At 60.5% G+C, this 12820-nt stretch carries 15 protein-coding genes; 1 reads left to right on the forward strand and 14 read right to left on the reverse strand.

Translation table 11 applies throughout. The features are described from left to right. Nucleotides 1-64: 64 nt before the first annotated feature. On the forward strand, nucleotides 65-1906 hold the full coding sequence (ggt, locus tag VUN82_21390; protein XAS71606.1) for a gamma-glutamyltransferase: 1842 nt from the start codon (nucleotides 65-67) through the stop codon (nucleotides 1904-1906). 8 nt (nucleotides 1907-1914) lie between these two features. On the opposite strand, the gene VUN82_21395 is transcribed toward ggt, so the two are convergent. The 14 genes from VUN82_21395 to mpaB form a co-directional block, all read right to left on the reverse strand. Next, the gene (locus VUN82_21395; GenBank protein XAS71607.1) at nucleotides 1915-2514 is read right to left on the reverse strand and encodes an NUDIX hydrolase; all 600 of its coding nucleotides are present in this window, start codon (nucleotides 2512-2514) and stop codon (nucleotides 1915-1917) included. Then, a complete protein-coding gene (locus tag VUN82_21400; protein XAS71608.1) occupies nucleotides 2511-2696 on the reverse strand; it encodes a hypothetical protein in 186 nt (61 codons plus the stop codon). Before VUN82_21400 ends, VUN82_21395 begins: the two co-directional genes overlap by 4 nt. A gap of 26 nt (nucleotides 2697-2722) precedes the next feature. Further along, complete coding sequence (locus VUN82_21405; protein ID XAS71609.1) at nucleotides 2723-3412, reverse strand: hypothetical protein; 690 nt, start codon at nucleotides 3410-3412, stop codon at nucleotides 2723-2725. Continuing rightward, entirely contained in the window at nucleotides 3413-4162 is a 750-nt protein-coding gene (locus tag VUN82_21410; protein ID XAS71610.1) for a hypothetical protein, read from the reverse strand. Further along, entirely contained in the window at nucleotides 4159-4869 is a 711-nt protein-coding gene (locus tag VUN82_21415) for an ATP-binding cassette domain-containing protein (protein ID XAS71611.1), read from the reverse strand. Before VUN82_21415 ends, VUN82_21410 begins: the two co-directional genes overlap by 4 nt. After that, nucleotides 4866-6533, reverse strand: coding sequence for a daptide biosynthesis intramembrane metalloprotease (gene mpaP / locus VUN82_21420; GenBank protein XAS71612.1), 1668 nt, complete (start codon nucleotides 6531-6533; stop codon nucleotides 4866-4868). Before mpaP ends, VUN82_21415 begins: the two co-directional genes overlap by 4 nt. 11 nt (nucleotides 6534-6544) lie before the next feature. Further along, the gene (locus VUN82_21425) at nucleotides 6545-7777 is read right to left on the reverse strand and encodes a YcaO-like family protein (protein XAS71613.1); all 1233 of its coding nucleotides are present in this window, start codon (nucleotides 7775-7777) and stop codon (nucleotides 6545-6547) included. Further along, entirely contained in the window at nucleotides 7774-8592 is an 819-nt protein-coding gene (gene mpaM / locus VUN82_21430) for a daptide-type RiPP biosynthesis methyltransferase (protein ID XAS71614.1), read from the reverse strand. Before mpaM ends, VUN82_21425 begins: the two co-directional genes overlap by 4 nt. Before the next feature lie 82 nt (nucleotides 8593-8674). Next, nucleotides 8675-8812: a daptide-type RiPP gene (locus tag VUN82_21435; protein XAS71615.1), complete on the reverse strand. Its 138-nt coding sequence runs from the start codon at nucleotides 8810-8812 to the stop codon at nucleotides 8675-8677. 61 nt (nucleotides 8813-8873) lie between these two features. Next, entirely contained in the window at nucleotides 8874-8999 is a 126-nt protein-coding gene (locus VUN82_21440; GenBank protein XAS71616.1) for a daptide-type RiPP, read from the reverse strand. A 48-nt stretch (nucleotides 9000-9047) separates the two neighbouring features. After that, nucleotides 9048-9191 carry a daptide-type RiPP gene (locus VUN82_21445; GenBank protein XAS71617.1) on the reverse strand — a complete coding sequence of 48 codons (144 nt, stop codon included), beginning with the start codon at nucleotides 9189-9191 and terminating at the stop codon, nucleotides 9048-9050. A gap of 4 nt (nucleotides 9192-9195) precedes the next feature. Continuing rightward, the gene (gene mpaC / locus VUN82_21450) at nucleotides 9196-10410 is read right to left on the reverse strand and encodes a daptide-type RiPP biosynthesis dehydogenase (protein XAS71618.1); all 1215 of its coding nucleotides are present in this window, start codon (nucleotides 10408-10410) and stop codon (nucleotides 9196-9198) included. Then, entirely contained in the window at nucleotides 10407-11681 is a 1275-nt protein-coding gene (gene mpaD / locus VUN82_21455; protein XAS71619.1) for a daptide-type RiPP biosynthesis aminotransferase, read from the reverse strand. The genes mpaC and mpaD overlap by 4 nt, the downstream gene beginning before the upstream one ends. Next, nucleotides 11678-12745, reverse strand: coding sequence for a daptide biosynthesis RiPP recognition protein (gene mpaB, locus VUN82_21460; protein XAS71620.1), 1068 nt, complete (start codon nucleotides 12743-12745; stop codon nucleotides 11678-11680). Before mpaB ends, mpaD begins: the two co-directional genes overlap by 4 nt. Between the last annotated feature and the right edge of the window lie 75 nt (nucleotides 12746-12820).

The raw sequence follows: 12820 nt of genomic DNA on the forward strand, positions 1-12820 counted from the left end.
GTCCCGAAGTAGGGTGGCCGGACCGTCCAACCACATCATCGTCTGGGAAAAATCTGGGAGAACCATGACACATGTGAGACGCCAATTGGCTGCGGTCACCGCAGCCTTGGCCCTGAGCGTGACAAGCGGAGCGGTGGCGAGTCCTGCCTTCGCCGACCCTCGCGAAACCGACAAAAACCCTACTGCCACCGGGTACGGCGGCGCCGTGAGCACCGTGGATCCGGAAGCTTCAGCAGCCGCCATCGAAGTCCTTCGCAAAGGTGGTAACGCAGCCGACGCCGCTGTCGCTGCGGCCGCCACCCTTGGCGTAACAGAACCGTACAGCGCCGGCATTGGAGGCGGCGGCTATTTCGTGTTCTACGACGCCAAGACCAAGAAAGTCAGCACCATTGATGGCCGCGAAACAGCGCCGGCAGCCATGCCGAACGATGCGTTCATCGATCCCGCCACCGGCAAGCCCTATCTCTTTACGACGAAGCGGCCCGAGCTGCCAACGAGCGGCGTCTCCGTCGGCGTCCCCGGCACCCCGGCAACTTGGGAACGCGCACTTAAGCGTTGGGGGACTTTGAACCTCGGCGAGGCACTCAAGCCCGCCATCAAGGTAGCCAACCGCGGTTTCGTGGTGGATGATACGTTCCGAAACCAGACCCTCGATAACAAGTTCCGTTTCAACACCTTCACTTCCACTCAGGACCTGTTCCTCCCCGGCGGTGACGCTCCCGCCGTCGGGAGTATCTTCAAGAACCCCGAGCTGGCCGAGACGTACCGCCTGCTGGCGAAGCAAGGCACCAGCGCTTTCTACACGGGCCCGCTCGCAGAAGAGATCGTGTCCGCAGTAAAGGCACCGCCGAAATCGGGTGAGACTGATCTGCCCGTGCCAACCGGGTTCATGAGCACTGATGATCTGGCGGCATATAAGGCTGTGGACCAGGATCCGACGCACGTGAACTACCGCGGCTACGACGTCTACGGAATGGCGCCATCAAGCAGCGGCGGCACTACGGTGGGCGAGTCGCTGAACATCCTTCAGACCTTCGATCTGAAGGACATGCAGCTGGTGGATGCCTTGCACCACTATTTCGAGGCCAGCTCATTGGCGTTCGCAGACCGCGGCGCTTATGTGGGAGATCCGAAATTCGTTGATGTTCCCACCGATGTCCTCACCGACCCTGTTTTCGGAAAGGAACGGGCTTGCGAGATTAATCCGACTTCGGCAGCCACCAAGCCGGTCGCCCCGGGTGACATAACGACGTACGACGGCGCGTGCCCGGCGGCGGCTGCACCCCTCGCCGACGAGACGGACACCGAGAACATTTCCACCACCAACATGACGGTCGCCGACAAATGGGGCAACGTGGTGGAGTACACCCTGACCATTGAGCAGACGGGTGGATCAGGTATCGTCGTCCCAGGCCGCGGATTCCTCTTGAACAATGAGTTGACTGACTTCAGCGCCGAATACAAGGCGACTGATCCCAACAGGATCCAGCCAGGCAAGCGTCCCCGTTCTTCGATGTCGCCAACCATCATCCTGGAAGACGGTGACCCGTTCCTGGCTCTCGGCTCCCCGGGCGGATCCACCATCATCACCACCGTGTTGCAGACGATTCTGAATCGCGTTGACCTGGGGATGGATATCTCTGAGGCCATCGCAGCTCCGCGTGCAGCTCCTCGAAACGGAACCACCGTGAGTTCCGAGCCGGCGTTCATTGATGCTTATGGTCCTGCACTGAAATCGTTGGGCCATGATCTGGTCCCGGCCGGTGATGCTTTCACCTCAGCGGCCGAAATAGGTGCGGCCACGGCGATTGAGTTCGGCGACGGCGGAAAGCTCACGGCAGCGGCTGAGCCGACTCGTCGTGGAGGTGGATCGGCCATGGTTTTGAAGCCAAGCAGCGGGCCGTGATTGATGTATTAGCCCGGAAACAGGCCTCGGACTGTTGCCTGCAGTTTTTCCAACGCCGGGCTCACTTGGGTGCTGGCAGCGAACTTCATGAGTCCGCGGCAGGCGAGTCCCGCGTCTGTCAGCTCGCCGCTCAGCAGGAAGTCCATCAGTTCATCGCTTGGCAATAGCCGTACGAAGCCCGCCTCGGAAGGGTCCCACGATGGGTCGCTTCCGAGGCGGGCTTCTGCTGCAATGATCAAATGCTTCCGCCGGGACGAGTTGGCGGACCACCATTCGGATCCTGCGTAGTAGACGGCTGACGATTCATAGCCTGTTTCCTCGGCCAACTCGCGTTGGCCGCCATCGAGGGGAGCTTCGTTCTCATTCAGGTATCCCCCGGGCAGTTCCAGCAAGGTTTTTCCTGGCCCAACTCGGAACTGCTCAAACAGCACCACATCCGTTCCACCGTCCGTGAAGGCGAGAACTGCCGCGGAGTCCGGGCTCGCGATGACGTCCCAGGTTGAAACTGAGCCGTCAGCTTCAAGGTACGTGTCCTGATTGATGGTGACAAAGCCTTTGTAAGCACGCGTCGTCCAGAGCTTTCGCCACAATTCGTCCGAATTGTTCACTCTTGGCGGTTGGTCTTGAGTTCCCGGCAGAATCTCCACACCATCACCAACGAAGCTGCCGCGATGATGATTCCGGATATAAAGGACCAAACAGACTCGCTGCCGCTTGAGAGGAAAATGTAGGTGGCGTAGGAGGCCATGACGAGGGCGAGAAGCAGCCATACCATCGGTTTACGATTCACAATGAGTTCCTTGATTGTGGTAGTTGTCAGGCCAAGTCACGCTTGGAGAACACGGCGCAGGCTGCCCCCAAGACGATTAACAGCCAAGCAACGGCCCCGAAGAAAGACTCCGACGCCGGTATGTGGACTGCCGCTTGATTCGCCCAATCGGCAGCTTGGAATGGGAAGAGGTACGTCTCGGCATTGCCCAGGGACAGGATCTGCGGCACAACCAAACTGAGGGGAACCGCGAAGAGGCTCACAAGATGGCTACGAAGGAGGGAACCGATCGCGAATCCCCAGACCGATCCCATCGCTCCCATTCCAGCGAAGGCCAGCACCACATGCGGGCTGACCTGCCATCCTTGGGCGAATATTCCCCCGGCAAGACCGAAGCAGATGCCCACCATCGCGCCGCTCAGGATTGCTGCCAGAGCAGTTGTAAGTGCTCTTGCAATGAACGCCGGGTTCCTTTGAAACAACACAACCCTGCGTGTAAGGCATCCTGCCCGGAAATCCGCGGTGAAGGAAAAAGAGCCCATCACACCCGCACCCGTGAGCATGAGCGATAACCCTGCCCCTCGAAGAACGCCTTCAAGATCCGGAGGGGGCGTGGTGGATTCGAGGGTTGCTGCCACCACGAGCGTGGCCAGGAGCCCGATGACCAGCAGGGAAGCAATCCCTGACCCCTTCCACAGCCACGGGCGGCGAAGATCCGCAAGAAGTGCGGACACCATTTAGAACTCCTTTCTCTTGAGCACAGCAACGGCGCCAGCGCTTGCTGCGAGGAGCCACCCCAGCGAGACCAGGAACGCTGGACCTTGTGGAAGAAGGCCCTCAAAAGGAAGAGAGACAATGCCTGCCAACGCACCGGAGGGCAGCCAACGCCCTATTGCCGGATCGTTTGCCAAGATGGGCAGTTCGACGGCCAGCGGAATAAGCATGGTGGCGATCGTCGTCGCGTAGTAGTGCCGAATGATCCAGCCGAGCGAGCAACCCCACAGGGAACCAACAGCGGACGCAACCACGACGCCGGGCAGGGCTCGCCAAGACTCGGGAGTGAGGAGGTCCGCACGCATTTCGGGTGCCAGAGTGAAGGCGACGCTGGCTCCCCAAGCCACGATCCCAGCCGCCAGAATGACCAGGCCGACCACAAGCGCCGCCGCGTACTTGGCGGCCACAAGGTGCATTAGCCCGGTCATCACTACGCTGCGCCGGAGCGTCCCGTAGTAGGACTCACGGGTGACCAGGTAGCTCCCGGCAAAGGTGGCCACGATCGCAATGGTGGTGGCCAAAGCCCAAAACGCTTGAATGTTCTCGGTCGCTGACAGCTCGTCTGCATTGTCTGGCCAGCCCAGGAAGTTCGCCACGAACCAGGGCACCAAGGCACTGAAGGCCACGATGCCCAGAACGGAATATCCGCTGAAGTACCTGAGTAGCTCTGCGCGTAGTCCACCGGCCCAGTTGGAGTTCGAATGGAGCGTCACTGGGCACCCTCCAGGATCTTGAAATACGCAGATTCTAGGCTTCCGCCGCCGAGAGCCTTCGCTTCCTCAAGGGTCCCTTGGAACAATGTCCGCTGCTTCAGGATGACGACGTCGTGGGCAATTTGTTCGAGCTCCATCAGCTGGTGGCTTGAGACCAAGGCACTCCCGCCGGACTCAGCTAACCTGCGCAGAAAGCCGCGCAGCCAGACGATGCCCTCCGGGTCCAGACCGTTCGCGGGCTCGTCCAGGACAAGCAGTCGAGGGTTTCCGATGACGGCAGATGCAATCCCCAGCCGTTGTTTCATCCCCAGCGAGTAGTCCCGGACCTTTCTGTCGGCGTGGGCCGCTAGGTCCACGATTTCCAGGACTCGCTCAACATTTTCCCGGCTCACGCCAGCTGCCAACTGGCAGATCTGAAGGTGTCGTCGCCCTGTCAAACCGGGCTCCACCTCCATCCCGTCCAAGTTCACTCCAACGTGTACGGCAGGCCTCTTTAGCAAGCGGTAGGCGGTTCCGAAGAGTGTTGCCCGGCCCGACGTCGCCTCCACTAAACCTGTCAGCCCTCCGAGTGCCGTACTCTTTCCGGCCCCGTTGGGTCCAATGAGTCCCACAACCCGCCCGGCAGGGACATCGAACGTCAGATCCTCGACGGTCAATCGTTTGCCCCGTCTCTTGGTGAATCCCTCGAAGCTGGCGTGGATTGTCATGAGTGCCCTCCAGTGGAGTCGTCGCGTTCCGCTTGTCCGGGCCATAACGGGGAGTGCGAAATGGCTTGCCAGAGCCACTCCCCCAGATTTGTTTGGCGTCGGCTCGTTACTTCTGCCCGCCCGGAAGCGGGGAGGGAGGTGCTTTCTTCCACCACGCCGACGTAGGCCAGCACAGGCAGCGTGGTGCCTGCGAGCGCTACGGGAACGATGGTGTCCACAGGTGCGCTGGATGACGACGGCGGGTGCTCCCCAATCGTGGCGTGGCCCAGGTTTTCGTGAATGACCATTCCCTGTGACTGCAAGGTGACGCTGTCGCCCGGTTCCAGCGCGCCATCGCTGGAACCGTTGGGCGTCACGATGAGCAACTGGTCATTCATGTAGGTGTAGCCCGCTACGGTCACCCGATTCACTGGGATCACGGCGAGAAGAACTCCGATAGCAAGAGAGCCTGCGAGCATGAAAAGGACACGCCTCCACAGCGGGCTTCCGTTCTCCGCAGCCCCGCGGAAGAACTGAACCACACTCCTGGAAGCCATCACTACGAGCAAGCAGAGGATGGCAAACACCACGATGTGCCCCATGTATCCGAGCTGCAGGAAGATCGGCACGATGCGTTGGAAGCCAATCATCATGAAACTGACGCCTGCAATGAAGCTCGCCAATCCGAACCACGGGAGCAAGCCATTACCGCGAAAAGAGGCCCGCGCTCCCAGAACCCGGGAGCCAATGACGTCGGCCAGCGCCTTCACGGATTTCTGGCGAAGATGAGGAATGTCCAGGGCGGACATCAACGCAACGTAGCCGTCCAGCTTGATGAATGGGAAAAGATTCAGAATGGCAACAGCCCAACAAATGACGCCATAGAGCAGAACCGCATCCTTCACCGAGGATGCCGGAAGGAAAGTCTGCACCGCCAGTGCGATGCTCCCCAGACCAAGATGGACCAGGGGCCCTGCGAGCGCGATCACCACTCGCTGCTTGCGTGAGTTCAACCGCCAGCCATCGGTTACGTCGCAGAAGAAGGCCGGTGATAGGTAGAACAGCATGATGCCAATTCGCCGAGGGGTGCCGCCAAAGTAGCTAAGGGCCATTCCGTGGCCGAGTTCATGCAGCAACGTGGAGGCAAACATCGCACCTGCAACGTACAGATATACCTCAAGGGCCAGCGGCGTCGCCAAGACCCGCCAAATGCTTGGACCAGCCGTCAGGGCGCCCACCATGGCGCCTATGAGAAGCAAGGCAAGGGGCAGCGCGGCTATCGGCCGCGCAAAGGCAGCGACCAAAGGTCGGAATCGCAGTAGCAGCGGCGCCGGATTGAACAAGGTGAACTGCACCGTCAAGGGTGGCCGGAATTGAACCCGCCGGTCCCTCGGCTGGTTCGTGCCGCCGTCGAAAATGCCAGTGTGCGCCAACTTGCGAACGATCCCCATCACGTCGGCAGCCGTCCACGGCAACCCCAAAAACTGGGCTATCTGGGCAGGGTTTCGCTCTCCATCGACCGCTCTGAGGACGGCGGCCACATCTGCTGAAACCCGGGATTTTGGGACACTGTTCATGGCAACAATCCAGGGGCCGCCGTCCACTAACGGGTGGTCAATGGAGGCCGCTGGCGCCAGCTGAACCGGCCACTGAACGGGTGTCGGGGTCTTGGACGATCCGAGCATGGCGAGCTTTCTCATATCAGCGGGTGCGGTGTTAGGGACATACCGGAGGGGTCACAGACCGAACCGGACGGCATCTGGACCAGTCCTTTGGTTTCATCCATCGTCAGCGGAACAGCACCGGGACAAATCGCCTTGCCCGCTACCCACCCGAGTTCCTGAATTGCCGCTGGGAGGCGGTGGGTGAGGCTGACCCAGTGTGATCGAATGTCTCGCCCCGCCAAAAACTTCACTAGGACGTCGACGTTCGGAATGGATTTGACCTGCGGAAAGTGGGCAGGCCTGAAGGTTCGAACCCACAAAAGTAATTCAGCCAGGGCTTGCCCGGTGGTCCAGAAGTCCGCGCGGGATTCGTCGTCTACCACCTCCGGTAATTGAACTGCCGATGGCGTCCGTGACAAGAAGAGTTCGCGAATCTGCAGGCCTTCCTGCAGGGCTCCCTTCAGAGCGGCGACGGGGTCGGCGGCCGCCTTGAGTCCAACAGCACCGAAGTGGCCGTGCCCGGTGTCGCCAGCGATGATGCAGACCCCAATATGCAAGGGACTTTTACCCTGTGGGATGAAGGCCAGCGTTGGGGCGATGTCAGCTTTGCGTGCAGCCTCCAGAAGCAGAAGCAAACCCCGTGTGCCTGGGGCGTGGAGCACATCTGCCGGCATCGACCCAGCCACGAACTCGTGGAGGGGAACCCTTTGGCGCCAGGCAGAAAGGAAGGCATCCCGTTCTATGACTTCACCGATGCCGGATGCTCGCGCGAAGTGTTCTGACGGACCGGACGCTGCGCCATTCGGCGATGGATCAAAGAACCCGTTCCATGGATCCGGATGCGTGGATCCAGCAGCGGCGTAGTCCACCACAGGAGCCGGTACGTGTGATTCCTGGCCTGTTAGCAAGTCCGTTGCCAGGTACCACGGGAAGTCGAAGGCGAGGGCAGAGGCACGTCCCAACCCTGCGCTGACAAAATCGATGCGCTTGTCGATGGCGTCCCTCCCGACAAGGAGGTGCTCCGTGTCAGCTGCCATGGGCGCCAACGCGAAACGCTCTACGGCCTCGCCTGCGCCCCGCGTCATGGCGGACCGCTTCTTCACGTCAAAAGCTCCGACGGCGGTCGCGAAACCCTTCCCGTCGGGCCGCCCATTTGCGAGCGAGGCTACGGTTCGCCAGAGCCCTACATCGTTTGGCAAATAGACCGTCGCGGAGGAAACCAGACCCAGCGACGGATCAAGGGTAAGTACAGGATCGATGCTCATCTGCCACACACCCATAGCTCGATGTCGTTCAGGCCGGGAACCTGCGTGGCGATGCGGACCGGGCGACGCTCGAGGATAGTGAGGCCTTCTGCCAGTACTTCTTCCTCGATGAGGCTGTTACTGACGAATGCGATGTCGCTTGAATACGCGGACGATCGGTACGTGCCGCCTTCATCGAAACCAACATGGATCATGGTTACGTGCCGGGCCCCGTTGACCGGATCACGGCTTTCCACGGTGATGAGGAATGCGTCCTCGCCCAGCGCCGAAACTGTGGTCCCGCCGTCGTATCCTTCCGATGCCTGGTGAGTGTCGGCGTTCAGTACCGTCAAGAGGAAGCGTCCGTCGGGCGTCAAGCAATCACGGACGCGGCGGAACAACTCCCTCCTGTCTTGGGGGTCCAGGAGCGTGATGGAACTGGCGCCCAGAACGACGCAACCGAAGCCGCCGTCGATCTCAAATCGGGACATGTCCGCCTCGAATAATTCCACCGGCACTTCGCGGGGATTAAAGGTTTTGGTGCCGATCCTTTGCGAGAGCATCGCGAGCATTTCCGGTGAGGAGTCGACGGCGGTCAGCGGACGTCCCAGGGCGAGGAGCGGCCGGGTGATTCGGCCTGATCCCGCAGCCAATTCCAGAATGGGGCCGGTAGTTTTGCGTGCTGCAGCCAGGATCTCGGGCAGTTCGGTGAGGTCGTCAGCGGTGATCTGATCGTAAAGACGGGAGCCGGCGACGCTGTACAGATCCTCGGGAGGATCCAGGTGGCCAAGGACGCGCAGGATGGCATCGGCAGATTTGTCGGGCGGGATATTCATCAGCTCGTGTTCTCCGGGAGTTGGTAGGAGTCGGGGATCCACGCGGGCGGCGGCAAAGCGTCGCGCCACCCGCGTGCACCAGCTACGTGGCGGCGATTCCGATGACGATGCCGGCGATGATGATGACGTCACCAACGCGCATGTACCACGGGGTATCGTCCGGGGTGTCGAGATTCTCCAGTTCTTCGATGGTCAGCTGAAGGTTCGAGTTTGCGATCATTGCGTTCTCCTTTCTCGTGTTGATCGTTCTGTTGTTGGGCCCTTTCCGTTTCCCGGACGGGTTAGGTGATGCTGACGGCGATAATGCCGATGGCAACTCCCTGGGACACTCCGATGAACCAGTTGTTGAAGTCCGGGGTGTCCAGCGACTCGATCTCCTGGATGGAGATGTTGAGCTGTTTCTGCATTTGCGTTCACCTCCCTTCGTTGCAAGTTGGAAGGCCTGCGCGAGCCCGTCAGGTGATGCTGACGGCGATCCCGATCAATGCGAGGCCAACGGTGATGCCGTGGATGCGTTCGCTCCAGTCGTCAGGGACGTCGATGCTTTCCAGTTCCTGAACGGTGAGGTCCAAAGTCCTGGGTGCAAGAGTGCTGCTCATGTGCTCACCCCCTCTCCCTTACCGCTCGTAGCTCGCCCACTGGGCCTGGCAAGATTTGTTGTTCCAGCGCTGCTTTGGAGAGGACATACTGGACCTGCACGCCATCAAGTCCCCGCAGCATCGGCAACCCGCCACCCCAGTTCCGGAGAGCGGCGGCGGTGGTCTTCTTCAACGCCTGCTCGCTAATGGCGTCCAGGCGTGCGATGCCCCACCGCCACATCAATTGGTTGATGCCCTTGGCGGGGTTGGGGTCCAATGAAGGATCCGCATCTGTAACCACTGACCAAAGCTTCAGAAGGCGGCTACGGTCACCCCAGGCTGCGGTTCCATCGAGGATCTCCTCCCAGATGGGACTGATCACCGAGGCTGTGGCGGTCATCTTTCGGACTCCAGTGACATGGGCGAGTTCGTTGGCGACATACCAGTGCTTCGCTCCGTAGGGGTCCCGAGCTACCAGGGCCCAACCCGTGTGCGTCTCCGTGCTGAGATGGGCCGCCTTCAGTCTCAGCTCGGGCCCGTCCTCACGGGTCACTCGATTCCCGAGCCTGACGATCCGCGACAAAAGTGAGTAACCGTCGTCGTCGAAAATGTTGGAGCTGCTGCCAATCAGGGTCCCCGCCACCCGAAGGAACGCCTCAAGCAGCCCTTCGAAAAGCAGCTGCCTCGACAGGGTGGCGAGATTGCCGGCGTCGAGCACTGCCACGTCACCTGACAGGTGACGTGAGGCGATCAAACGGCGCCCGACGGCGGTGTCCAGGCACGCTACAGCGCTGACTTCGGCGCCGGTCCCCACGGTTGACGGCATGAGGACGGTTCGGGGACGCTCATTTGGATAAGCGACCGGAGGCAGAACGATGAGACCCGAGCGCTTGGCATGGCGTTCGACGAAGATCGTGAGGCTCGGGTCCGCGGTGAACAATGCCGCCAGTTTTACGGCGTCCATCACCGAACCGCCGCCAAGTCCAACAACGGTCTGAAGTCCGTGTTGGCGAATGAAGCTGCCCACAAGCCGCAGGGTCTCCACCGTGACTGGGGCGGCTTTTAGGTCTAACGTTGGCGCTCCTTTTAGGTCGCCGGCCAAGAGGGCATCCCTCTGTCCTGCAAGTGCACTATCCACCACGAGTCCGGTCCGGCCGCGGGTAAGTCCGCCGATGTATTTGGGTGCCATCCCTGGATCCAGTACGACGCACCGCGTGTTCCACGTGCGATCCGCGATCATGCGAAAACTCCGTCACGTTCTGCTTTTGCCAGACCGTGGACGATGGCAGCGTGCAGTTCCTCGAAGTTCTCCTGTGTATAGGTCAGTGCTGGCAGGAGTTGGATCCGGCCTGGCCCGGGTTGCACAATGGCCCCTGCTTGATGGATCCGCCGCACGACGGCAAGGACACCGTTCGGAGAAAGGGGCGATCCACTCTTGGCTCGCAGCAGAATGCCCCTCATGCAGCTGCGTCCTGAGGACTCGCCAACCCCTGGAGTTTCTTGGAGTTGGACAATGAGCTTGTTTACGGCTTCTGAGACCCGCTGGGTCAGGGTGGTGTGATCCAGCCTTTTCATCTCGGAGATCGTGCTGAGAATGGCAGCGCACGTTGCTGGTGTTCCGGCCTGGGTTTCGCCGTGGACAAAGACGGCCTCGTTCTTATCAAAGAGCTGGGTTACGCGCTGGCCGATAAGAAGGGCGGCGCATGCGCTGGTGCCGTTGGTCAGTCCCTTGGAAGTAACAATGACGTCCGGGGCTTCCCGCCACTCATCTGAAGCAAACCACCCTTTAATACGGCCGAATCCGGTGGCGACTTCGTCAGCCACAACAAGGAACCCATGCTCCTCCCGGTGCTTGAGGAGTGCGGTCACGAAAGCGTCCGGTACGGCTTCGGCCCCCGAACCAAGGACGGGCTCTACGATGACCGCCGCGATGCGATGCCCCTCCCGTTGCATGAGATGAGCCAGCTCGGCGCCGCCGTCGTCGAACCGGGCGTGCCTGATGTTGCGCCTGTCCACGCCATAGACGGCTTGGCCGAGGTCGTCGCCGCTGAGTGCCTGGCTTCCGTACGTGAGCCCGTGGTAGCTGCCGCTGAGACCAATGATGAGTTTGCGTTCGGGTTGTTTATCCAGGACGAAGTAGTGGCGGGCGAGCTTCATGACGGCGTCGTTGGCGGCACCTCCGGAGGTGGAGAAGAGGACTCGCTCGAATTGATGATGGGGCAAATCAAGGAGGGCTTTCGAGGCCTCGATAGCCTTACTGTGCGCGGCCCGGAAGAGCGGGAGGTAGGACGCAGTTTCCAGTTCTTTGGCTATTGACTCTGCAATTTGTGCGTTGCCGTAGCCGAGGTTCGCGTTCCACAAGCCGCTCTTCGCGCAGAGTCGCCGTCGCCCGTCTTCGAAGGTGACGTGGACGCCTCCGGCACTCACCGCTGTGTAGCTTGCGGCCTCGAAATCATGTTGGCTTACCAGCGGGACCCAGAGTGGGAGCTGCGGTTTTAGGGGTGCGGTCATCGGTTTGTGCCGATGAGGTCAATGCCGAACTGCTCGAACTGATTCAGGACTGCCGTCACAGATCCTGTGGCTACGGTCTCTGAGACGTTGAGGGCTGGTGCTATGACTGCTGCAGCAGACCTCACGTCCCGGAAGTTGGAGATGGCTTCGATGATGGTGGCGGCATCAACCCCAATCTTGAAGACGCGACCCGACTGGGTGTCCAGCAGCGTGTACTCCCCTGCCCTTTGGACGAGGAAGGGAGCGAAAGCCGAGGGGAACCCCGATGCTGTGCTGAAGAGGCTGACTCCGAAGCCCACAAACCTGGTGGTCTCGCGGGCTTCCCGTGGTATGAACTTCCATGCATCCAAGGCGGCAAGGTAGCGCGGAATCCACGGGTTGGCTTTGAGGGCCTCGACATCCACCTGGCAGTTAGCCATGGCTGTTCCGGGGCCCACTGACTTTGCGTGCAGGTCTTCAATCGCCTCGCCGACCCAGCCAATCTCTGCCCCATAGGGGCCGCTCAGGATTCTTCCATCGGACGTGATGTGGAATCTTGCCAAGGAGACACTCTGTTGTTCTACCCTTGCGAGCAACGCCCGCTCGGACAGAACAGCATTCACTTCCGTCAATTGCCGGACGAAATGGCCCGAACGCCGGGCTTCTTCAGCATCGTCAAAGAAGGCCTGCCAGTCCTCGCTCGTGGTTATCCTGACCACTGTTACGCCCACCAGATTGACGAAAGGAATGGCCACGTAGTCCTGGATTTCCAGGCTGAGTGTGCCGTCTACCAGGAGTTCTTCCCCGGCGGCGTCGAACGAGCCGGACACGGTTGTGATGGCTTCGTCGTCCTTGTCCCCATTGAGAGCAAGGATGACTGAGCCCTCAGTGACCAGCGTCTTCGCGTAGTCGATGTGCTCGGGATTCTCGACGAAAATGACGTGGCCTGCGATGCGCCCAGGCATGCCGGTAATCCACTGATCCACTGCTGCGGCAATGGTCTGCTGCTGACTTAGCGTCAATTCCCCAACCCCCAATAGTTCCTTCGTTCTTGAGAAGAAGCTATGGGCCGGAGTGGCTGCCATGGTGGAGGAAATTGAAACTAGGTGGTGGAATGCCCCAAAGATAGGTGCTGCGTGGCGCTATCTAGGTGGTGGGGA

The organism is Micrococcaceae bacterium Sec5.1 (assembly GCA_039636795.1).
Classification (GTDB): Bacteria; Actinomycetota; Actinomycetes; order Actinomycetales; family Micrococcaceae; genus Arthrobacter.

Coding starts and splice junctions, on each gene's coding strand:
- VUN82_21425 (XAS71613.1), bottom strand. CDS start 7,777: ATGAGCATCGATCCTGTACTTACCCTTGATCCGTCGCTGGGTCTGGTT.
- VUN82_21415 (XAS71611.1), bottom strand. CDS start 4,869: ATGACAATCCACGCCAGCTTCGAGGGATTCACCAAGAGACGGGGCAAA.
- VUN82_21445 (XAS71617.1), bottom strand. CDS start 9,191: ATGAGCAGCACTCTTGCACCCAGGACTTTGGACCTCACCGTTCAGGAA.
- VUN82_21405 (XAS71609.1), bottom strand. CDS start 3,412: ATGGTGTCCGCACTTCTTGCGGATCTTCGCCGCCCGTGGCTGTGGAAG.
- mpaD (XAS71619.1), bottom strand. CDS start 11,681: ATGACCGCACCCCTAAAACCGCAGCTCCCACTCTGGGTCCCGCTGGTA.
- mpaB (XAS71620.1), bottom strand. CDS start 12,745: ATGGCAGCCACTCCGGCCCATAGCTTCTTCTCAAGAACGAAGGAACTA.
- VUN82_21440 (XAS71616.1), bottom strand. CDS start 8,999: ATGCAGAAACAGCTCAACATCTCCATCCAGGAGATCGAGTCGCTGGAC.
- mpaC (XAS71618.1), bottom strand. CDS start 10,410: ATGATCGCGGATCGCACGTGGAACACGCGGTGCGTCGTACTGGATCCA.
- mpaM (XAS71614.1), bottom strand. CDS start 8,592: ATGAATATCCCGCCCGACAAATCTGCCGATGCCATCCTGCGCGTCCTT.
- mpaP (XAS71612.1), bottom strand. CDS start 6,533: ATGCTCGGATCGTCCAAGACCCCGACACCCGTTCAGTGGCCGGTTCAG.
- ggt (XAS71606.1), top strand. CDS start 65: ATGACACATGTGAGACGCCAATTGGCTGCGGTCACCGCAGCCTTGGCC.
- VUN82_21435 (XAS71615.1), bottom strand. CDS start 8,812: ATGATCGCAAACTCGAACCTTCAGCTGACCATCGAAGAACTGGAGAAT.